At 69.5% G+C, this 20,848-nt stretch carries 16 protein-coding genes; 9 read left to right on the top strand and 7 right to left on the bottom strand.

Annotated elements, in window-relative coordinates:
- Window positions 1-45: 45 nt before the first annotated feature.
- Window positions 46-1,908, top strand: a complete 1,863-nt coding sequence (locus A7A76_RS12330) for a DUF885 domain-containing protein (protein ID WP_206411462.1) — start codon at window positions 46-48, stop codon at window positions 1,906-1,908.
- Between the two features lie 277 nt (window positions 1,909-2,185).
- Here the strand turns inward: A7A76_RS12330 and A7A76_RS12325 are convergent, their stop codons facing one another.
- The 5 genes from A7A76_RS12325 to A7A76_RS12310 form a co-directional block, all read right to left on the bottom strand.
- Window positions 2,186-2,950 carry a L,D-transpeptidase family protein gene (locus A7A76_RS12325; protein WP_206411461.1) on the bottom strand — a complete coding sequence of 255 codons (765 nt, stop codon included), beginning with the start codon at window positions 2,948-2,950 and terminating at the stop codon, window positions 2,186-2,188.
- 200 nt (window positions 2,951-3,150) lie between these two features.
- Window positions 3,151-3,999, bottom strand: coding sequence for a MurR/RpiR family transcriptional regulator (locus A7A76_RS12320; RefSeq protein WP_206411460.1), 849 nt, complete (start codon window positions 3,997-3,999; stop codon window positions 3,151-3,153).
- A 67-nt stretch (window positions 4,000-4,066) separates the two neighbouring features.
- Complete coding sequence (locus tag A7A76_RS12315; protein ID WP_074861674.1) at window positions 4,067-5,167, bottom strand: dipeptide epimerase; 1,101 nt, start codon at window positions 5,165-5,167, stop codon at window positions 4,067-4,069.
- Window positions 5,168-5,249: 82 nt separating this feature from the next.
- Window positions 5,250-5,351: a DUF6053 domain-containing protein gene (locus A7A76_RS26570; protein ID WP_428995137.1), complete on the bottom strand. Its 102-nt coding sequence runs from the start codon at window positions 5,349-5,351 to the stop codon at window positions 5,250-5,252.
- An 11-nt stretch (window positions 5,352-5,362) separates the two neighbouring features.
- Window positions 5,363-6,820 carry an SH3 domain-containing protein gene (locus A7A76_RS12310; RefSeq protein WP_206411459.1) on the bottom strand — a complete coding sequence of 486 codons (1,458 nt, stop codon included), beginning with the start codon at window positions 6,818-6,820 and terminating at the stop codon, window positions 5,363-5,365.
- A gap of 332 nt (window positions 6,821-7,152) precedes the next feature.
- Here A7A76_RS12310 and A7A76_RS12305 point away from each other — a divergent pair, with 332 nt between their 5' ends.
- From A7A76_RS12305 to A7A76_RS12270, 8 genes are all read left to right on the top strand, one after another.
- Window positions 7,153-8,592, top strand: a complete 1,440-nt coding sequence (locus A7A76_RS12305; RefSeq protein WP_428995136.1) for a transglutaminase-like domain-containing protein — start codon at window positions 7,153-7,155, stop codon at window positions 8,590-8,592.
- Window positions 8,593-8,636: 44 nt separating this feature from the next.
- Complete coding sequence (locus A7A76_RS12300) at window positions 8,637-11,606, top strand: TonB-dependent receptor (RefSeq protein ID WP_206411457.1); 2,970 nt, start codon at window positions 8,637-8,639, stop codon at window positions 11,604-11,606.
- A gap of 110 nt (window positions 11,607-11,716) precedes the next feature.
- Window positions 11,717-13,309, top strand: a complete 1,593-nt coding sequence (locus A7A76_RS12295) for a serine hydrolase (RefSeq protein WP_343225329.1) — start codon at window positions 11,717-11,719, stop codon at window positions 13,307-13,309.
- The gene (locus tag A7A76_RS12290) at window positions 13,269-14,063 is read left to right on the top strand and encodes a M15 family metallopeptidase (protein WP_241200900.1); all 795 of its coding nucleotides are present in this window, start codon (window positions 13,269-13,271) and stop codon (window positions 14,061-14,063) included. The genes A7A76_RS12295 and A7A76_RS12290 overlap by 41 nt, the downstream gene beginning before the upstream one ends.
- A gap of 113 nt (window positions 14,064-14,176) precedes the next feature.
- Window positions 14,177-15,340: a serine hydrolase domain-containing protein gene (locus A7A76_RS12285; protein ID WP_206411454.1), complete on the top strand. Its 1,164-nt coding sequence runs from the start codon at window positions 14,177-14,179 to the stop codon at window positions 15,338-15,340.
- Between the two features lie 245 nt (window positions 15,341-15,585).
- Window positions 15,586-16,071, top strand: a complete 486-nt coding sequence (locus tag A7A76_RS12280; protein WP_206411453.1) for a MarR family winged helix-turn-helix transcriptional regulator — start codon at window positions 15,586-15,588, stop codon at window positions 16,069-16,071.
- 160 nt (window positions 16,072-16,231) lie between these two features.
- Window positions 16,232-16,657 (top strand): organic hydroperoxide resistance protein, encoded by a 426-nt coding sequence (locus A7A76_RS12275; RefSeq protein ID WP_206411452.1) that lies wholly within the window; start codon window positions 16,232-16,234, stop codon window positions 16,655-16,657.
- Complete coding sequence (locus tag A7A76_RS12270) at window positions 16,654-16,854, top strand: hypothetical protein (RefSeq protein WP_206411451.1); 201 nt, start codon at window positions 16,654-16,656, stop codon at window positions 16,852-16,854. The genes A7A76_RS12275 and A7A76_RS12270 overlap by 4 nt, the downstream gene beginning before the upstream one ends.
- A gap of 544 nt (window positions 16,855-17,398) precedes the next feature.
- Here the strand turns inward: A7A76_RS12270 and A7A76_RS12265 are convergent.
- Both A7A76_RS12265 and A7A76_RS12260 read right to left on the bottom strand, forming a co-directional pair.
- The gene (locus A7A76_RS12265; RefSeq protein ID WP_206411450.1) at window positions 17,399-18,745 is read right to left on the bottom strand and encodes a PepSY-associated TM helix domain-containing protein; all 1,347 of its coding nucleotides are present in this window, start codon (window positions 18,743-18,745) and stop codon (window positions 17,399-17,401) included.
- Window positions 18,742-20,848 (bottom strand): TonB-dependent receptor (locus A7A76_RS12260; protein WP_206411449.1); only part of this gene is annotated, 2,107 nt, incomplete at its 5' end. The genes A7A76_RS12265 and A7A76_RS12260, both read right to left, overlap by 4 nt.

Below are 20,848 nucleotides of genomic sequence, written 5' to 3'. Positions count from 1 at the left end.
TGCCGCATGATCGCGGCACTGAGCCCGTCACCGCAGAGTTGCGCGATGCCTTCGATCCGATCCGTCTCCGTGCGCGCGCCGCTGGCCGCGCTGTCCGTCGCTGTGCTGATGGCCCTGGGCGCGACGCCCGCAGAGGCTGCGCAGGCCGCGACCGCCGCCGCCGCCGACAAAACCGCGCAGGCCGCGCAAAGCGACGCCGCCGCGCGCTTCACCGCGCTGTACACGCGCGAATGGAAATGGCGCCAGGCGCAGTTCGCCGGCGGCGACGACGAGGACGGCCCGCAGGGCCAGCCGGCCGCGCGCCTGCCCAAGGTCGACCCGGCCACCCAGGCCATGCGCGAGCGCTATTGGGAACAGGTGCTCAAGGAACTCGACGCGATCGACCCCGCGCGACTCGCCGGCGAGGACGCGGTCAACGCCGAAGTGTTCCGCCAGCAGGTCCAGAGCCTGCTGGCCAACCAGCGCGTGCGCCAGTACGAGATGCCGTTCAACAGCGACAGCGCGTTCTGGACCAACCTGGGCTTCACCGCGCGCCGGCCGATCCGCGACGTCGAGGGCTACGAGCGCTACCTCGGCCAGTTGCGCGACATCCCGCGCTATTTCGACGAACAGATCGCCAACATGCGCGCCGGCCTCAAGCGCGGCTTCAGCGTGCCGCGGGTGACGCTGAAGGGACGCGACGTGTCGATCAAGGAAGTCGTCGACGCCAAGCTCGAGGACAACCTGCTGTACACGCCGTTCGTGAAGATGCCGGCGAACATGCCGGCCGCCGAACAGGCGCGGTTGCGCGCCGAAGCGGCCAAGGCGATCGACGCCTCGGTGCTGCCGGCCTACCGCAAGCTGCTCAAGTTCATCCAGGACGAATACATGCAGCAGGCGCGCACCACCCTGGCCGCGGAGAAGATGCCCGGCGGCGAGGACTATTACCGGGCCAAGATCCGCGAGTTCACCACGCTGGATCTGACCCCGCAGCAGATCCACGCGATCGGCCTGGAGGAAGTGGCCAAGATCCGCGCGCAGATGGAGCAGACCATCGTCAAGACCGGGTTCAAGGGCAGCTTCCCGGAATTCCTGCATTACCTGCGCACCGATCCCAAGTTCTATCCCAAGAGCGGCGAAGAGCTGCTGATGCGCGCCTCGTGGCTGGCCAAGCGCGTGGACGGCGAGATCGGCAACTACATCGGCCTGCTGCCGCGCCAGCGCTTCGCGATCAAGCCGGTGCCGGCGGACCTGGCGCCGTTCTACACCGCCGGCCGCGGCGGCCGCGACGTTTACCTGGTCAACACCTATGACTTGCCGTCGCGCCCGCTGTTCAATCTGCCGGCGCTGACCTTGCACGAATCCGCGCCGGGCCATTCGCTGCAGCAGTCGCTGGCCGCCGAGCACGAAGGGCTGCCGGATTTCCGCCGCTATACCTATATCTCCGCTTACGGCGAAGGCTGGGCGCTATACACCGAGAAGCTCGGCATCGAGATGGGGATGTACGACACGCCCTACGATTACTTCGGCTATCTGACCTACCAGATGTGGCGCGCGAGCCGGCTGGTGGTGGACACCGGCGTGCATCACCTGGGCTGGACCCGCGAGCAGGCGCTGGCGTTCCTGCGCGACAACACCGCGCTGAGCGAGCACGAGGTCGAGACCGAAGTCGACCGCTACATCGGCTGGCCGGGGCAGGCGCTGTCGTATTACCTGGGCCAGATGAGCATCGAGCGCTCGCGCGCCAAGGCCGAGCAGGCGCTGGGCGCGGACTTCGACATCCGCGCCTTCCACGACGCGGTGCTGGCGTTGGGCTCGGTGCCGCTGCCGGTGCTGGAGCGGCGCGTGGATCGGTTCATCGACGAGAGCCGGGCGAAGGCTGCGGAGAAGAAGCAGCGGGCGGCGGCTAAGGCGGCCAAGGCGGAGTAAGCGCGCAGAGGCAGCACAACCTGCCTGTTGCGAAGCCTACGTATCGTCATTCCCGCGAAGGCGGGCTCTGCTTTACTTCGGCGAAGCCGAACATCCAGGGCTTTACCGAGGCATGACTCTGAAGTCTCTGGATCCCCGCCTTCGCGGGGATGACGGCTGGAGAGATGCGCGGCGCAGCCTGCTTGCCGCGAAACTTACCTGCCGCGCAACCCATCTGCCGCGCAACCTATCTGCCGCGCAACCTACCTATCGTCATTCCCGCGAAACCCGATCGCCGTCATTCGCCCGCGGCAGGCTCAGGCAACCCCCAGTCCTTCCACACCGCCCGATACTGCGCCTGCGGCAACAGCGCGAACAGCGGCCGTGCCTGCGGGCGCAGCCAGGCCAGCAGTGCGTCCATGGCCGCGTCGTCCATCGCGGTGCAGCCCGCGGTCGGCTCGCCCGGCGCGCGGCGCAGGTGGGCGAAGATGCAGCTGCCGGCGCCGGGGACATGCGCGGGGTTGTGCGCGATCACGAAGCCCAGGCGATAGCGCGGGTCGCCGTCGGCGTGCAGGTCGCGGCGCATCGGTTCGGTGGAACCTTTCACCGCGTCCATGCCGATGCTGCGCGCATCGACGATGCGGTCGTACAGCGGCGAATCGGGCACGTCGATGCAGTAGTGGCTGGCGCTCATCGGCGCGTAGGGCAGTGCGGTGTGCGCGCTGTCGCCATAGCCGAACGCGGTGCCGATGGCGAACAGGCCGGCCGGCGCGCGGCCGTCGCCTTCGCGCTTGAGCGGGCCGCCGTCGTCGGGCGCAGGGCGCAGGCCGCGGCCCCAGGCGGCGCCGTTGCGGCCGATGCTGACGTCTACCGGCGCGCCCACCGCGAGCCATCGGCCGCGTTCGAACAGGTAGCGCTGCAGGCGGCCCCGGGTGGCGTTCCAGTCGGCGGTGGTCACCAGCACCAACTGCGGTTGCACGGCGCCGTCGCCGGCGCGGTCGGCGCGGGTGGCGCAGGCGGTGAGGGTCATGGCGGCGGCGAGGGCGAGGACGTAGCGGAGCATGGGCGGTTTGGTCCTGAAGCGGTGGGCGCGGATGCGGCAAGACGCGATGCGGTCGCGTTTCTCCCTGTAGGCGCGGCGCGAGCCGCGACCGCGGCAACGCAGCCACGCCGCAACCGTCGTCGTAAGCGATTTGGCGTTGTCGCGGCTCGCGCCGCTCCTACAGGCAGATCGCGGAGCATCGCGGCGATCAGGCGCCGCGATCAGATATCGAGCATGTCCTGCACCCGCTCGGCATGGTTGTCGAGCTGGCGCAGGCGGTCCTGGCCGTGCTCGCACAGCAGCACGAAGATCAGGTCCATCAGGTGCTGCAGCGCGCTGTGGTACAGCAACGGCTCCATGTGCGCGCGCTCGTCGTGGGCCGACACCAGCAGGGCGTGGTCGGCGTGCGCGCGCAGCGGGTTGGGGGTGTGGCGGGTGGCCGAGACCACCTTGCCGCCGCTCTCGCCGAAGGTGCGGGCGAGGTGGCACAGCGAAGTCAGCTTGCCCTGTTCGGACAGCACCAGCAGCACGTCGCCGGCGCCGGCGCTGGCGGTGCTGGCGGCCATCAGCACCGGGTCGAAGTGGTGGACGCTGAGGATGCCGATCATCGCCAGCTTCATCGACAGCGCGCGCGCGGCGATGCCGTCCTCGCCCAGGCCGATGACGTAGACCCGGCGCGCGTGCTGGATCAGCTCGGCGATGGCCTCGATGCGCTCGGGCGGGTTGATCAGCCGGGTCTCTTCCTCGGCGCGCGCCTTGCCGTGCCACAGGCGTTCGGCCAGGGCGCGGTTGGGATCGGCGGGCGCGGCCTGGGCGTCGCCGCCGTCGTCGTGGCGGTCGCCGCGGGCGATCGCTTCGCCTATCGAATACTTCAGGTCCGGATAACCCTTGAAGCCGAGCTTCTGGCTGAACTTGACCACGCTGGACTGGCTGATCCCGAGCGCGTTGGCCAACTGCTGCGAGGAGTAGTCGCGCAGCAGGTGCGCGTTTTCCAGCAGATAGTCGGCGATGCGGCGTTCGATCGCCGACATCTGGTCGCGTTCTGAGCGGATCTTGAGCAGGGGCGACATCGGCAGGGGTCCGGTCCCGGGCGCGGCGGTGGCCTACAGCGTAGCCGGCTTCGCGGCGCCGCGCAGGTCAGGCGGCGGCCAGCGCCTCCAGGCCGCGGATCTCGCGGATGCCCAGGCCCGGCGCGTCGGTGACGGTGATCTCGGACTCGTTGAAGATCACCCCGCCGTCGACCGGGTTGAACGCGCACAGCGAGGGGCCGTCGAGGTCGACCTTGGTGATGACGTTGGACTTGGCCACCGCCAGGTGCACCGCCGCGGCGACCGAGATGGACGTCTCGATCATGCAGCCGATCATGCACTCCACGCCGTACATCGCGGCGATGTCGGCGATCTGGATCGCCTTGGACAACCCGCCGGTCTTCATCAGCTTGATGTTGATGATGTCGGCCGCGCGCATGCGGATCAGGTCGATCACCTCGGCCGGGCCGAACACGCTCTCGTCGGCCATGATCGGGGTGTGGACGCGGTCGGTGACGTACTTGAGGCCTTCCAGGTCCTGCGCCTTGACCGGCTGCTCGACCAGTTCCAGGCGCACGCCGGCGTCTTCCAGCGTCTGCAGCGCGTACACCGCCTGCTTCGCGGTCCAGCCCTGGTTGGCGTCCAGGCGCAGCAGCGCGCGGCCTTCGACCGCGGCGTAGATCGCCTTGACCCGCTCGATGTCGACGCCGATGTCCTTGCCGACCTTGATCTTCAGCGATTCGAAACCGCGATCCACCGCGGCGATCGAGTCGGCGACCATCTTCTCGATGTAGTCGACCGAGATGGTCAGGTCGGTGGTGATGACCGGGTCGCCGCCGCCGAGCATCTTGTACAGCGGCGCGCCGTAGAGCTGGCCGAACAGGTCGTAGACCGCGATCTCCACCGCCGCCTTGGCGCTGGAGTTCTTCTCGATCGCGCCCTGGATCAGCCCGGTGATGCGGTTGAGGTTGGCGATCTCCTGGCCGATCAGGCGCGGCGAGATGAACTTGCGGATCGCCTCGACGATCGAGCCGTGGGTGTCGCCGGTGATCGGCGCGGTCGCCGGCGCTTCGCCGTAGCCGATGTGGCCGGTGTCGGTGTGGACGGTCACGACGATGTCTTCGACCGTGTCGACCGTGCGCAGCGCGGTCTTGAACGGCGTCTTGAGCGGAACCCGCAGCATGCCGAATCGGATGTCGGTGATCTTCATGTGTCGATGGTGTCGTGGGGCGCGTGGTGTTCGGGTGAGGCGCCGATGGCGCCGGCAGGGAAACAGTCGGCAGAGCGGGCGGCTAGGTAGGAGGGCCTTCAGGCCCGATGCTTTTGTGCCAGGTCGCGGCGGCCCGGGACAAGAGCATCGGGCCTGAAGGCCCTCCCACAAGAGCTGCATGCATCGGGCTTGGGCTCATGGACGAATACGTTGAATGCTGGTGATCCGGTCCACCGTCGGCTGTTCCTTGTTGAACAGCAGCGGCACCAGCGGCGTCACCGAGACGCCGTTGAGGTGGACCCGGGTCAGGTCGCCGGTGCGGTCGCGAAAGGTGATGCCGGTGGTGTCGTGGATCACGTAGGGCCAGCCGTCCTGGTGCCCGACCACCATCATCACGTGGCCGGGGATGTAGATCAGGTCGCCGGTTTCCAGGCTCTTGACGATCTTCAGCCGCTCCTCGTGGCTCAGCTTCTCGTCCAGGTCGATGCGGTTGTAGGCCGGGCTGACCGCCTGGTCGCGGGTGTTGCGCGGCAGTTGCACGCCGAAGCTGCGGTAGATCTCCGAAACGAAACCGCTGCAGTCGCGGGTGTTGTAGGAATGGCCCCAGCCGTAGCGTTCGCCGAAGAACTTGAAGCCCTGGCGGACCAGGTTGGCCTGGGTCAGCGGCAGGTAGTCGGAAGCGGTGTCGGCGGTGCGCGGCAGCAGCGCCGGCGAGAACTTCAGGCGGCCGTCGGCGTCGCGATACGGCAGCTCGATCACGTGCGAGGCGTAGTGGTGCTGGCCGTTGACCGGTTGCTGCGCCGGCCAGTCGGCCAGCAGCGGCACGCGCACGCCCATCTCCAGTTGTACGTCGGAGACGCCGGGCTGCTCGGGCGTGTGCACGGTGCGCGCGGTCGCGCCGGTGACGACCAGATACGGCGTCTTGCGGGTGTAGGCGAACACCGGCGCCTTGTCGCCGAGCGCGATGCGGTCCTTCTCGACCCAGGCCGCGTACAGCGGGCTGACCACGAACCAGTACTTCCCGTCGTGGCTTTCGTGCGCCACCGTCACCGGCGTGCCGGGGAACAGCGCGCTTTCCTGGAAGCGGTCGATGTCGATATCGCCACGTGCGTTGAACACGCGCAGGCGGGTCGGATAGGTGCGCAAGTCGGCGCGGCGCACCACCATGCCGTAGCGGGTAGGCTGCTGCGCGGGAATCTTGTCGAGCGCGAGGTCGGCTTGCAGGCCTTGCAGCGTCGAAGCCGGCACGTCGTCGCCGCGTTCGTCGAACAAAGGCTCGTCGCGCGGTTGCGAGATCGCTTCGATCCAGCCGCGCACGCGTTCGCGCGTCAGCGTCGCCGGCAAATGCTCGATGTCGTGCACCGACGGATCGAGCTCGGCCAGCCGCGCGTTCTGCTTGGCGATCGCGCGCGCATCGAGGATCACCGCATCGGGCTTGGCCTGCTGGCGGATCCAGTAGTCGGCGTTCAATTGCCCCTCCTCGATGCCGATCACCCCGGTCGCGGGAATGCCGCGGCCGCGGGCGGCGTCCGGCGCGGCGACGGCGCCGAACGAGAGCGTGCCGAACGAGAGCAGCCCCGGCAGCAACCAGCATGCTGCGATGCAGCGCGCGGACGCGCGGCGGCGAGGTCGGCGGCTGGAGACGATACCCATCGCGTCATGCTCCGGCGGACGCGCGTCGGCGCGCGTCCTCACAGGCCCGATGCCGGACCTCCGGCACCGACCCGGACGCGCCACGGCGCCTCCGGGGTCGTCCGGAGAATACATGCTTCCTAAAGAAAATAGATACGGAATAATTTATTGACCACCTGACATCCACATGTTACACAGCCATGAACCGATGGCCCCGCGTGGGTGACACAGGTATGGATCCCGTGACTGACCTGCTGTTTATCGCTCCCCGCGCGAGGGCCATCGTCTCTCCCGCCGGGCGCTGGCGCACGCGTGCGCTCGCGCTCGGCCTGATCTTCGCGTTGCCGGCGCTGGTGCTGGGCCTGCGCGTGTCGGTCGCTCCCGTGCAAGCGCAGGCGCGCGCCGCCGGCGAGGCCGCGGCGCGCGAACGACTGGCCGCCGTCGTCGCCGCGATCGACGCCGGCCGATTCGAGCAGGCGCGCGCGCAGATCGATGCGGCGCTGCAACAGCGCGGTCTCGACGAGCACGCGCGCGCCGCCCTGGAATTCCAGCGCGAACGCATGCGCCGCATCCGCCTGGATTTCAGCCTCGACCGCGCCCAGGCCGAACAGAAGCTGCGCGCGCAGATTCCCGATCTCAAGCCGGAAGAGTTCGACGCCTGGGACCGCCAGGGCCTGCTCGAATCGATGACCATCGACGGCGACAAGCGCTATTTCCAGCGCGCGCCGTCGAACCTGTTCCGGCTCAGCCCGCAGGCGCTGGCGCGCCGCCGTGCGGACGCCAAGCCGCTGAGCATGGGGCCGATGGAGACGCTCAACGATCATCAGCGCGAAGTGCGCGACGCGGCGCTGGAGCGCGGCTACGGCGCGCCGCGGCGCGTGCGCATCGTTCAAGCGCTGACGGTGAAGGCCGACGCGGTGCCGGCCGGCAAGACTGTGCGCGCGTGGCTGCCGTATCCGCGCGAACTGCCGCATCAGCAGGAAGGCATCCGTTTTCTCGCCAGCGCGCCGGCGACGCACCGCATCGCGCCGGCGTCGACGCTGCAGCGCACGGTCTATCTGGAACAGCGCGCGCAAGCCGGCCAGCCGACCCGATTCGAGGTCAGCTACGAGCTGACCGTGTTCGGCCAGTACCGCCGCATCGATCCGGACAAAGTCGTGCCCGCGCCGGCGAACGAGCAAACCCGCCCGTACCTGGGCGAACGCGCGCCGCATATCGTCTACACGCCCGCGTTGCGCGAGTTCTCGCGCAAGGTCGTGGGCGAGGAGAAGAACCCGTATCGGATCGCGCAGAAGCTCTACGCCGCGGTCGATGCGATCCCGTGGGCCGGCGCGCGCGAATACTCGACGATCTCGAACATCTCCGACTACGCCCTGCACGCCGGCCATGCCGACTGCGGCCAGCAGACCCTGCTGCTGATGGCGCTGCTGCGCCTCAACGGCATCCCGGCGCGCTGGCAGTCGGGCTGGGTGTACGGCGACGACGGCTACACCAACATGCACGACTGGGCCTGGATGTACCTGGCCCCTTACGGCTGGCTGCCGGTGGACGTCACCACCGGCCGCTTCGATTCGCCCGATCCGCAACTGGCCGGCTTCTACCTCGGCGGCCTGGACGCGTACCGGGTGGCTTACAACGACGACTACGGCCGCCCGTTCGTTCCGGCCAAGCGGTTCGATCGTTCCGAGACCGTGGATTCGCAACGCGGCGAGGTCGAGTGGGAAGGGGGAAATCTCTACTTCGACCAGTGGGACTACGACTACCACGCGCAGGTGCTGCCGACGAAGGACTGACCCGGCGCAGCACCGCTCATACCTTTTGGGGAGGAAGTGCGGCAATGAAAGGCAAGAGCTTTCGCAAGTCCGGTTTGTGCGTGGCGATGGGGATCTGCCTCGCATCGATGGCGCTGCCGGCGTTGGCGGCCAACACCGACGGTTCGCTGTCCGGCCGCGTCGCCGCCGGCGCCGAGGTCACCGTGCGCAGCGCCGACACCGGCTTCACCCGCACGGTCAAGGCCGACGCCCAGGGCAACTACCGCTTCCCGTTCCTGCCGATCGGCACCTACCAGCTGCAGGCGAGCAAGGACGGTCAGAGCGTCGGCGAACCGATCCAGGTGGTGGTGAGCCTGGGCAACGAAGCCAACGTCAACCTCGGCGGCGCCACCGACCTGGCCGCGGTGCAGGTGATCGGCTCGCGCGTGATCACTCCGGTCGACGTGCGTTCGACCGAATCGGCCACCAACATCACCCAGGCCGAGCTCGAACGCGTGCCGATCGCGCGCGACGCGCAGTCGGTGGCGCTGCTGGCGCCGGGCGTGATCCAGGGCCAGTACGGCGGCGCCTCGTTCGGCGGCTCGTCGGTGTCGGAGAACGCGGTCTACATCAACGGCCTCAACGTCACCGACTTCTACAAGCGCGTCGGCTTCTCCTCGGTGCCGTTCGGCTTCTTCAAGGAATTCCAGGTCAAGACCGGCGGCTACTCGGTCGAGTTCGGCCGCACCACCGGCGGCGTCATCAACGCCGTCACCCAGTCGGGCACCAACGAGTTCAAGTACGGCGCCGAGCTGGTGTGGGAGCCCAAGTCGCTGCAATCGGGCGGCGACAACCATTACGACCGCAGCGGCGACCCGTTCCGCATCGCCAGCCGCGACAAGCGCGACCGCACCAACCTCAACGTGCACGCCTCCGGGCCGATCGTGAAGGACAAGCTGTTCTTCTACGCGATGTACGAGTTCCGCGACTACCGCCCGGAAAGCACCAACGACGCCGGCAGCACCTTCTTCAAGGGCAAGGCCGACAAGGGCTTCTGGGGCACCAAGCTGGACTGGCAGATCAACGACAGTCACCTGCTGGAGTTCCTGGCCTTCTCCGACAAGAACGAAACCACCACCGACAACTACCAGTACGACTTCGCCCGCGGCAGCCGCGGCGTGCGCAGCAACACCCAGTACAGCGAGGTCGGCGGCACCAACTGGGCGCTGACCTACACCGGCTACCTGACCGAGAACTTCTCGATGAAGGCGCTGTACGGCGAGAACAAGCGCGACCGCATCGCCAGCAGCCTCAACGACCAGGACTGCGACGCGGTGCAGGACCGGCGCGTGGCCGGCAATCCGCAGATCGGCTGCGTGTCCTCGGCGCTGATCGAGAACGGCGCCGACAAGCGCGAGGCCGCGCGCCTGGACTTCGAATGGCAGCTCGGCGACCACCTGCTGCGCTTCGGCCTGGACCGCGAGGTCAACACCTCCGACAACGAGAGCTTCTATCCGGGGCCGTCGCGCAAGTTCTACCAGATCTACCCGACCGTGCCCGGCACCACGCTCGAGAACGGCGGTGTGGTCCCGGCCGGCGTCAACGCCTACGTGCGCGCGCGCCAGCAGGAGGTCACCGGCACCTTCGAGACGATCAACTCGGCCTATTACATCGAAGACAACTGGCAGGTCACGCCCGACCTGATGCTCAACGGCGGCGTGCGCGTGGAGGCGTTCAACAACAAGAACGGCGCCGGCAGCACCTACATCAAGATCGACGACATGATCGCCCCGCGCCTGGGCTTCGCCTGGGACTTCCGCGGCGACGGCCGGGCCAAGGTGTTCGGCAACATCGGCCGCTACTTCCTGCCCATCGTCAACCAGATCAACGTCAAGCAGGCCGGCGCCTTCCTCGACGAGCGCACCTTCTACGCGCTGCAGGGGCTGGAGGCGTTCCAGCGCAACGGCGCGACCTATTACCGCCCGATCCTGGGCGCGCAGATCGGCCCGATCGACAACAGCCAGGGCGACGGCACCGTGCAGGACCAGCGCAGCAAGGTCGACGGCGACATCGATCCGGTCTACCAGGATGAGGTGATCCTGGGCTACCAGGCGATGTTCGGCGACGCCTGGTCGTGGGGCGTGCGCGGCATCTACCGCCGCCTGCACAACGCCATCGACGACATGGAGATCACCTCCAACGGCATCCTGTGCAACGGCGAGCCCGGCGGCATCGGCTATGTGATGGGCAATCCCGGCAAGAAGGTCAAGCTCTACACCGATACCAACTGCGACGGGGTCAAGGACGGTTACGTCGATATCGACACCTCGCGCGCCGGCTGGGCGCTGTACGACGCCAAGGGCAATTACGTCGGCGAGCGCGGCTGGGCCAAGCCCAAGCGCACCTACCGCGCGCTGGAGTTCATGCTGGATCGCGCCTGGGACGACAAGTGGGCGTTCAACGCCTCGTACACCTGGTCCAAGAGCGAGGGCAACGCGGAAGGCCCGTCGAACTCGGACTTCGGCTTCGACAACACCGGCCGCACCGAGTCGTTCGACGACCCCTTCGTCAACCTCAACGGCGACGGCCCGCTGCCGAACGACCGCCGCCACCAGGTCAAGCTGCGCGGCGCTTACGCGATCAACGACAACTGGACCGTGGGCGCGACCTTGAACGCGCAGTCCGGCCGGCCGATCAACGCCTTCGGCCTGGGCAATCCGTTCGACCCGACCGTCTACCACAGCTTCTACGTCTGCGTGGCCAACTGCACCGCCAAGGACTTCGCCCAGCGCACCTACGAGCTGCGCCGCCGCGGCTACGGCGGGCGCACGCCGTGGACCTTCGACCTCGGCGCCAGCCTCACCTACCAGCGCTCCTTCGGCGGCGCCGACCTGCGGGTCAAGCTGGCGGTCTACAACCTGCTCAACCAGCAGCGCGCGCTGGAAGTGGACGACTCCTACGAGACCGGCGTCGGCGTGGCCAACGAGTTCTACCGCCTCGGCACCGGCTACCAGACGCCGCGCTACGCGCAGCTGACGGTGTCGGTGGACTTCTGAGGCGATACCGGGTGAAGCTCGCCGGCATGACGCGCTTTCCCGCTTCGCCGGCACCGGCGGTTCCCGCACGCGGGAGCCGCCATCGTTCTACCTCGACAGGGCCCGAGCCGGTGCGCCGCATCGGTCCGCTTTGCGCGGCCCTGTTCTTTTCTTCGTTGTTCGCGGCCGGCGCGGCAGCGGCGAGCCCGGCCGAGGCGCGCCGCGCCGAGCTCGACCGCATCGTCGATCAGGTCCAGGCGCGCTACCGTCTGCCCGGTTTGGCGCTGGCGGTGGTGGAAGACGGCGAAGTCGTCTACGCGCGCACCGACGGCGAATTGCTGGCCGGTTCCGGGCGCAAGGTCGGCGCCGACTCGCTGTTCAAGATCGCCTCCAACACCAAATCGATGACCACCGCGCTGCTGGCGCGGCTGGTCGATGCGGGCAAGCTGCGCTGGGACGATCCGGTGACCACGTACCTGCCGGATTTCCGCATGCACGAGGACTGGGTCACCCGCGAGTTCCAGGTGCGCGACCTGCTGATCCACAACTCGGGCCTGCGCGCCGGCGCCGGCGACCTGATGCTGTGGCCCGAGCCCAACCGTTTCACCCGCAGCGACGTGATCCACGGCTTGCGCTATCTCAAGCCGGTGCACAGCTTCCGCTCGCGCTACGACTACGACAACCTGCTTTACATCGTCGCCGGCGAAGTCGCCGCCGCCGCGGGCGGCGCGCCTTACGAGGACCTGCTGCGGCGCGAGGTGTTCGCGCCGCTGGGCATGGACGGCTGCCGCGTCGGCGCGTTCGCGCGCGCCGAGGCCGCGCCGCTGGCGCAGCCGCACGCGCGCCGCGACGGGCGCTTTGTCCCGGTGCGCGAGGACGGCGAGACCATCGCCGCGACCGCGATGGACCCGGCCGGCGGCGTGCGCTGCGGCCTGGACGACATGACCCGCTGGCTGCGCGCCTGGCTCGATCCGGCCGCGTCCGCGCGCGACGGCGCGCCGTGGCTGTCAGCGCAGCAGCGCGGCGAACTGTGGCGCGCGCAGATGCCGATGACGCCGAGCCGGCGCCAGCGCGACTGGTCCGGCACCCATTTCGCCGCCTACGGCTACGGCTGGCGCCTGAGCGATTTCGACGGCGAGTTCAAGGTCGGCCACACCGGTACGCTGATGGGCATGTACTCGCTGACCGCGCTGCTGCCGCAGCGCAAGGCCGGCTTCGTGGTGCTGATCAACGGCGATGCGGGCGACGCGCGCAGCGTGTTCGATCAGGTGCTGACCCAGCGTTACACGCAGACGCACGGCCGACGTCCGCACAGCGAGCGCGGCCCGGCCTGGTACGCCGATGCGATCGAGCGCGAGGCGCAGGCGCCGGCGGCGAGCCGCGCGCCGGATACGTCCGCGCGCCGGCCGCTCGCGCCGGCCGAGCTGCGCGGCAAGCTCGGCGTCTATCGCGACCCGTGGTTCGGCGAGGTGGCGCTGTGCGCGCGCGGCGGCGAAGTGGAATTCGCCTCGCGAAAGTCGCCGCTGATGAGCGGTAAGATCGTCCGGGTCGGGCCGCGCCTGCTGGTCGACTGGGACGCGGAGGAAGTCGACGCCGAGGCCTGGATCGATTTCGCCGCCGCGGCCGAGCCAGCCGCCTTCAGCATGAGCAAGCTCGATCCGGATGCCGATTTCAGCTACGACTATGAAGACCTGGCGTTCGCGCGCGTCGGCGATTGCGGTTGAGGCCTGCGCGCTGCTGGTGCTGATCGGCTGCGTCGCCGCGGTGCGTTCGCCGCAGGCGCAGTCCGGTCCCGCGCCGGCCAAGCCGGGCGCCGCCGCGCCGGTGGCGGCGGTCGCGCCGACCATCTCCACCGCGCAGGACGCCGCGGCCGCGGGCATGGTCGAGATCCGCAGCCTGGTGCCCGACATCGATCTGGAGATCCGCTACGCCGGCAGCGACAACTTCGTCGGCCGTCCGATCGCGGGCTACCTCGGGCCCGGCTGCTACCTGCATCGGCGCGCCGCCGAAGCGCTGGCGCGGGTCGAACGCGAACTGCGCGCGCAGCGGCTGAGGCTGCGGATCTACGATTGCTACCGGCCGGTGCGCGCGGTGCGCGACTTCGTCGCCTGGGCCGCCGATCCCGACGACCAGAAGACCAAGCCGCGCTTCTACCCCACGCTCGACAAGAGCCGGCTGCTCGGCGATTACATCTCGCCGACCTCCGGCCACAGCCGCGGCGCCACCGTCGACCTGACCGTGCTCGAACGCCGCGGCGAGGGCTATGCGCCGCTGGACATGGGCACCGGCTTCGATTTCTTCGACGAACTCGCCCACACCGAATCGCCGCGCGCCAGCCTGGCCCAGCGCGGCCATCGCCAGCGCCTGCGCGCGGCGATGCAGCGCGAGGGGTTCGAGAACTATCCGCTGGAGTGGTGGCATTACACGTTCAAGCCGGAGCCTACGCCGGCGGTGGCGTTCGATTTTCCCGTGCGATGATCGCGACGAGGAACAAAGGGAACGCAGAGGATGCGGATCACCGTGAGCGGCAGCGCTTTCGGACCGCGCGTTTGCTGCGTGGCTTGCGACGATCCATTGGTAGGGGCGAAACGATGAGCGATGAGAAGCGCGCGGCGTTGCCGCCGGGAGCTGCGAACGGTTTGCGCAACGTAGGTTTCGCCGTCGTCGCGGCCGCCTGCCTGGGCGCGGCGGCCTGCGCCGGTGCGCCGACGCGCGTAACGGAGCAAGGCGCGGCGGACGATGCGCGCGCCGAACGCGCGGTCGATGGCTTGCTCGCCGATTACCGCGGCCGCGTCCCCGGCGCCAGCGTGCTGGTGCTGCGCGACGGTCGCCCGCTGCTGCGCCGCGGCTATGGGATGGCGGTGCTCGAAGACGGCATCGAAGCGACGCCGCAGACCAATTACCGGCTGGCCTCGGTCAGCAAGCAGTTCACCGCCGCCGCCGTGCTGCTGTTGGCGCAGGACGGCAAGCTCGGCCTGGACGATCCGCTCCGGCGCTGGCTGCCGAGCCTGCCTAAGGCCTGCGACGCGATCACCCTGCGCCAGGTCCTCAGCCACCAGTCCGGCCTGATCGACTACGAAGACGTGATGCCGGCGAACTTCGACGCCGACGCCCACCAGATGCACGACCGCGACGTGCTGGCCGTGCTCGAAGGCCAGGACCGCACCTACTTCGCGCCCGGCAGCGGCTATCGCTACAGCAACAGCGGCTATTCGCTGCTGGCGCTGGTGGTGGCCAAGGCCTCCGGGCGCGGCTTCGCCGAGTTCCTGCGCGAACGCATCTTCGCGCCGCTGGGCATGCGCGACACCGTCGCCTACGAGCGCGGCGTATCGAACGTGGCCCATCGCGCCTACGGTTACAGCTACGAGCACGGGCGCTGGCGACGCACCGACCAGAGCCCGACCAGCGCGACGCTCGGCGACGGCGGCATCTATTCGTCGATCGACGATCTGGCCAAGTGGGATGCGGCGCTGTACGACGCGCGCCTGCTCAGCGACGCCTCGCGCGCGCTCGCCTTCGCCGCGCACACGCCGACCGATGCGCCGGACGTGGGCTACGGCTATGGCTGGCGCATCACCGGCGAGACCTTGTGGCATTCGGGCGAGTCGATGGGGTTCCGCAACGTCATCGTGCGTTGGCCGCAGCGGCGGTTGACCGTGGTGGTGTTGAGCAATCGCAACGATCCCGAGCCGTATCGGACGGCGTTGAAGATCGGGGATCTGTATTTGCCTGGAAGTCCGGTGCTCGCGCGTTGAGCTGGCCGGGGATCGGGGTTTCGCCGTAGCGGCATTGGCGCGGTCGCGGCTTGCGCCGCTCCTACAGTCGGATACGCAGCCACGCTCGCCCCCCTGTAGGAGCGGCGCAAGCCGCGACCGCGAACCCGCCCGTTCGCGCCGAACCCCGCCCAACCCGATTCGCGCCACGCGCGGAACGCTCCGGCCCGCCGCCGTCCGTCGCCTGATGCTTGCTATTAAATAGCGCGCTATGTAAATTGCGCCCCATGAAGAAGCCCGCCGCCACCGCCGCCCGGACCGCCCCGGCCCAGCCGCCGCGGCCGACCCTGCTGCTCGACGACCAACTGTGCTTCGCCCTGTATTCCACCGGGCTGGCGCTCAACAAGGTCTACCGCAAGCTGCTCGGCAAGCTGGAGCTGACCTACCCGCAGTACCTGGCGATGATGGTGCTGTGGGAACGCGACGGGGTCACGGTGTCGGAGATCGGCGAGCGCCTGTTCCTCGATTCGGCCACGCTGACGCCGCTGCTCAAGCGCCTGGAGGCCGCGGGCCTGGTGACCCGCACCCGCGCCGCCAGCGACGAGCGCCAGGTGGTGATCGAGCTGACCAAGGCCGGCCGCGCGCTCAAGACCCGCGCGCGCAGCGTGCCCGAAGGCATGGGCTGCGCGCTGGAAGACTGCAGCATCGACGAACTCACCGCGCTCAAGGGTCAGCTCGAGTCCCTGCGCGCCAGCCTGATCCGCCATGCCTGATCCGAACGCCGCGGCGCGCGTCGCCGCGTCATCAAGAAGTAGCACGCTATTGAATAGTCAGCGATATAAGTAACGTACTACGTTTCGTCCGCCCTCCCGCGCGCTGCGCGGAGCCAATCCCAGCCCGAACCGCAACACCGACCCCAACCGGAGCCCCGCCATGTCCCTCGAAAAAGTCCTCTACACCGCCCACGCCCACGTCACCGGCGGCCGCGACGGCCGCGCCGTGTCTTCGGACAACGTGCTCGACGTCAAGCTGACCACCCCGCGCGAACTCGGCGGCGGCGGCGGCGACGGCACCAACCCGGAGCAGTTGTTCGCCGCCGGTTACTCGGCCTGCTTCATGGGTGCGATGAAGTTCGTCGCGGGCCGCGACAAGATCGCGTTCCCGAGCGATGCGGCCATCGACGGCAGCGTCGGCATCGGTCCGTTGCCGACCGGTTTCGGCATCCAGGCCGAACTCAAGATCTCGCTGCCGGGCCTGCCGCGCGAGCAGGCGCAGGAGCTGATCGAGAAGGCCCACGTGGTGTGCCCGTACTCCAACGCCACCCGCGGCAACATCGATGTGACCCTGACCCTGGTTTGATCGCCGGCACCGCGGGCCGCGACGGCGGCCTGCGGCGCATCGACATCGCCTTCACGAGCCCCGGACGCGCAAGCGCCCGGGGCTCGCGTTTTCTGCATCGCCGCGATTGCGCCTGGCCGATCACGCTGCGGTTTTCGCCGATGGAAACCCGCGCAACTTTTTTTCGTTCCGCCATGACATCCAGTGAGCCTGGGTGAGCCTGGTACAGGCGCATGAATGCGCTCAGCGACGTGAGGCAAGGTAGGTTTTGCCGATGTTTTTCGCTAGTAGGCTCCGAGTCGTCGCATCCGCTCGCCGATTCGGTGTCGCTGCGAGCAAGTTCCAACGTGTGCCGCCTCGCGCGGCACCGGCAACAAGGCCAAGCCGCGTCGCCCGCCGACGCAGCCGGCCGCCGTGACACCGCGATCCGCCCCTCCGTCGGGCGCGGTGGCCCAGCCGACGACGTGGTGCGACGAGGCTCCGACCCGGACGCCGTAACCCCGGATCGGAAGCATCAGCGCCGCCGGACGGGTGGCGCTACCGGCTCCGGTGCGCTGGACCGGAGTCGGTAGTCGCTTTGGTCGGCACGCGATCGCAATCGGATCGCAGGAAGATCGGCAGGGGACGGCATCGCCGCGCGAGCGGCGGTGCCGTTTTTTACCCCGCCGCAGTGGCAGGAGGGCCTTCAGGCCCGATGCGCTTGGATCAGACCGCGGCGACCGGAGCGCAGGGCGTCGGGCCTGAAGGCCCTCCCGCAACGGCTCAATGCACGAACGCCGCCCAGCGCGGCACCCGCGCGATCAGCAGCCGGTCCAGCGCGTACACCAGCAGCAGCGACGCGCCCAACAACGGGAACAGCAGGCCGCAGCCCAGCGCGATCGCCGCGACCGTGCGCAGCCGCGCCGGCGCGGGCGCCGGCGGCGCGCCCAGGCGCCCGCGCGGACGCCTCCGCCACCACATCCACGCGCCGCTGAGGCTGAGCACGACGATGCCGATGCACGGCAGCAACATCACGATCTGGTTGGCGCGGCCGAAGTAGCGGCCCATGTGCAACTGCACGCCCAGCTCCACCGCTTTCGCTCCCAGGCCGTAGTCGGCGAAGCCGGTATCGCCGGCGATCGCGCCGGTATAGCGGTCGACGTGCACGGTGCGCTGGCCCTGCGGCCGGTCGGGATAGACCACCGCGGTATAGACGCCGTCGGCGCCGCGCGGCAGCGACAGCCGATAGTCGGCGCGCAGCCCGCGCGCGGCCAGGGTGCGCGCGACTGCGTCGATGCCGATGTCGCGTGCACCATCGCCGCCGTGGTGGTGCGCATGCGACGCCGGCAACGGCGCGTCGCGCAGCGTCCACGGCGCATCGCTCACCGCCTGTCCGACCCGTGGCGCGGCGGCGTGATGACGGTGTTCGGCCGGATACCCCAGCCCCAGCGGCTGCAGACCGGCGCGCAACAGATCGCCCCAGACTCCGGCCCAGGGCAGGCCGGTGAGGATCAGGAACACGATCAGCGCGGCGGTCCAGGCGCCGACGCTGGCGTGCAGGCTGCGCCAGAAGCCGCGGCCGCGCGCGCGCCGGTCGGGCCACAGCGCGGCGCGCCAGCCGCGTCCGCGCGGCCACCACAGGTAGGCGCCGGTGGCGATCAGCAGCAGCGCCCAGCACGCGGCCAGTTCCACCAGCGCATCGCCGACGCGGCCGAGCATCAGCGAGCCGTGCACGGTGTCGGCGAAGCCGACCAGGGTATGGGTGTAGACGAAGGCGCCGTGCACGTGTGCGCTGCCCGGGTCGACGAACACGCGCAGCGGCTCGCCGCGCGTCGGGGTCACGAACACCTGCGCAGTGCGGCGCGGATCCGCCGGCACGTCGATGCGCGTGACCTCGCCCGGATACGCCGCGCGCGCCGCCGCGACCCACCGCGACAGCGGCAGGTCGGCGCTGCGCTGCGGCGCGAAACGCAGCGAGGCGTGGGTCGCGTCGTCGATCTCGTCGTGGAACAGATACACCGCGCCGGTCAGCGCCAGCGTCAGCAGCAGCGGCATCACCAGCAGGCCGGCGTAGAAATGCCAGCGCCAGACGCTGCGGTAGAGCCCGCGCCGGTGCGCCGCAGCGTTCATCGCCACGCCCGGGTGTAGCTGAGCTCGACGCTACGCGGCGCGCCCAGGTAGACCTGGCGCGCGCTGTAGCCGGACCAGTCGGCATAGAACGCATCGCCGAGGTTGCGCACGCGCAGGGTGTAGCGGCCGCTGGCGCCGTTCCAGTCGAGCGCGGCGTCGGCGACGGTGTGGGCGCGCACGCGGAACTGGTTGGCGTTGTCGGTGTAGAAATCGCCGACGTGGCGCAGGCCCAGGTGAACGCTCAGCGGCAGGCCGTCGAAGCGATACCAGGCATCGACGCTGGCGGTGCGCTCGGGCACGTTCGACGGCCGGTTGCCGCTGCGGTCGGCGCCGCCGGCCTCGCGCAGGCGGTCGAAGCGTGACGACAGCAGCGCCGCGCTGGCGTCGATGCGCAGGCGCGGCGCGGCCTGCGCGCTCAGCGTCAGCTCCACGCCCTGCGAGGACTGGCGCCCGTCCTGCACGCTGATCTGCGGCTGCAGCGGGTCGCGGGTCAGGATGTCGTCCTGACGCAGCCGGTAGGCCGCGGCGGTGAGCCGCAGGCGCTGCTCGAACAGTTCGTTGCGCAGGCCGACTTCGAGCGACTCGCCGTGGCTGAGATCGAAGGCGTTGTTGCGCTGGTTGATGGTCAGGAACGAACTCACCGGCAGCACCGCGCTGCTGTACTGGGCGTAGAGCTGGGTGTGCGGGCGCAGTTCGAACACGCTGCCCAGGCGCCACGATGTCGGCGAGAACTCGCGGCCGAAGCCGCTGCGCCGGCCGCTGTCGAGGTCGAGATTGCGCCGGCGCAGTTCGATCCGCTCGTGACGCAAGCCGGCGACCAGCAGCCAGCGCGGGGTGAGGTTGAGCGCGTCCTCGGCGAACAGCGCCGCCACCTTGACCCGGGTGCTGAAATCGTTGCGGCCGTCGCCGTAGTCGAGCGGATTGTCCGGCGGCAGGGTGCCGCGCTCTTGCGCCAGCAAGTCGACCGACCCGGCGCGGCCGAACCTGCGCAGATTGAAGAAATCGGTGTCGCTGTATTCGAAGCCGGCCGCGAACAGATGCCGGCGCCCGCCCAGGCGACCGTCGTGGCGCAAGCTCAGGCGCTGGTTCCACACGCGCTGGTCGTGGTGGATGCGCGCGGCGCTGCGCTGCAGGCGGCCGCTGGCGGCGTCGTAGGTAAAGTCTTCGCTGTTGTCCCAGCGCCGGCGCGCGTCGTAGACGCTGGCTTCGTTGCTGAGGTTCCAGCGGTCGCCCAGGCGATAGTCCAGGCGCGTGCGCAGCCACCACGAGCGCGAATCCATGCGGCCGTCGCGGACGTTGTAGTTGCGATCTCGCGCGGCCTTGTCCACGACCAATCCCAGCGCATTGCCGACCAATCCGCTGGGATCGGCCGCGACGTCCAACGGCACCAGCGGCGCGCCGAAATACGCGGTATCGAAATCGTCGCGGTTGTAGTCCAGCGCGGCGCGCAGGCTCAGCCGCGCGTCGGGCTGCCACAGCAGCGAGCCGCTGAAGGCCTGCGCCTGCGAGGCGGTATCATCGATGTAGCCATCGCTGCGGTTGGCGCTGAGCACGCCGCGCACGGCCAGGGCCGGGCTCAGCGGCGCGTTGCCGTCCAGGCCCAGGCGCAGGCTGCCGTGGCTGCCGTAGCCGAGCAGGACCTCGCCGCTGCGGCCGTCGAGCTGCGCGTGCTTGGGCACGAAATTGATCGCGCCGGCCAGCACGCCTTCGCCGTACAGTACCGAGGCCGGGCCCTTGAGCACGTCGACCCGTTCGAACTGGAAGCTGTCCCAATTGCGCGAAGAGAACCCCGAGCTGGTCAGGCGCACACCGTCGAACAGATACGACACCGCGCCCGAGCCGAAGCCGCGCATCGAGGCCGCGCCGGGCTGGCCGGGCAGGTTGCCGGCCATCACTCCGGGTATCGCGCGCAATGCCTCGACGCTGTCGCGCAGGCCGCGCGCCTGGATGTCGTCGGCGTCGAGCGCGTCGAGGGTGGCGGGAATCTCGCCCGGTTCCAGGCCGAGCCGGCTGGCGCTGGCGACCGAGGCGGCGCGGGCGTCGCGACGCTCGGCCTGGACCCGCACCGCGTCGAGTTCGACCGCGGCGCGCGCGGCGGGCTCG

Origin of the sequence: Lysobacter enzymogenes, assembly GCF_017168095.1 — a bacterium.
Classification (GTDB): domain Bacteria; phylum Pseudomonadota; class Gammaproteobacteria; order Xanthomonadales; family Xanthomonadaceae; genus Lysobacter; species Lysobacter enzymogenes_D.
The sequence above is the reverse complement of the archived record's forward strand: the minus strand, read 5'-3'. Positions and strand labels throughout refer to the sequence as shown.

Bases quoted from the DNA above. Each gene is read 5' to 3' on its own strand.
- A7A76_RS12300 (WP_206411457.1), top strand. From the start codon at position 8,637: ATGAAAGGCAAGAGCTTTCGCAAGTCCGGTTTGTGCGTGGCGATGGGG.
- A7A76_RS26570 (WP_428995137.1), bottom strand. From the start codon at position 5,351: ATGCATGCAGCTCTTGTGGGAGGGCCTTCAGGCCCGATGCTCTTGTCC.
- A7A76_RS12310 (WP_206411459.1), bottom strand. From the start codon at position 6,820: ATGGGTATCGTCTCCAGCCGCCGACCTCGCCGCCGCGCGTCCGCGCGC.
- A7A76_RS12330 (WP_206411462.1), top strand. From the start codon at position 46: ATGCCTTCGATCCGATCCGTCTCCGTGCGCGCGCCGCTGGCCGCGCTG.
- A7A76_RS12265 (WP_206411450.1), bottom strand. From the start codon at position 18,745: ATGAACGCTGCGGCGCACCGGCGCGGGCTCTACCGCAGCGTCTGGCGC.
- A7A76_RS12280 (WP_206411453.1), top strand. From the start codon at position 15,586: ATGAAGAAGCCCGCCGCCACCGCCGCCCGGACCGCCCCGGCCCAGCCG.
- A7A76_RS12325 (WP_206411461.1), bottom strand. From the start codon at position 2,950: ATGCTCCGCTACGTCCTCGCCCTCGCCGCCGCCATGACCCTCACCGCC.
- A7A76_RS12285 (WP_206411454.1), top strand. From the start codon at position 14,177: ATGAGCGATGAGAAGCGCGCGGCGTTGCCGCCGGGAGCTGCGAACGGT.
- A7A76_RS12320 (WP_206411460.1), bottom strand. From the start codon at position 3,999: ATGTCGCCCCTGCTCAAGATCCGCTCAGAACGCGACCAGATGTCGGCG.
- A7A76_RS12275 (WP_206411452.1), top strand. From the start codon at position 16,232: ATGTCCCTCGAAAAAGTCCTCTACACCGCCCACGCCCACGTCACCGGC.
- A7A76_RS12315 (WP_074861674.1), bottom strand. From the start codon at position 5,167: ATGAAGATCACCGACATCCGATTCGGCATGCTGCGGGTTCCGCTCAAG.
- A7A76_RS12290 (WP_241200900.1), top strand. From the start codon at position 13,269: ATGAAGACCTGGCGTTCGCGCGCGTCGGCGATTGCGGTTGAGGCCTGC.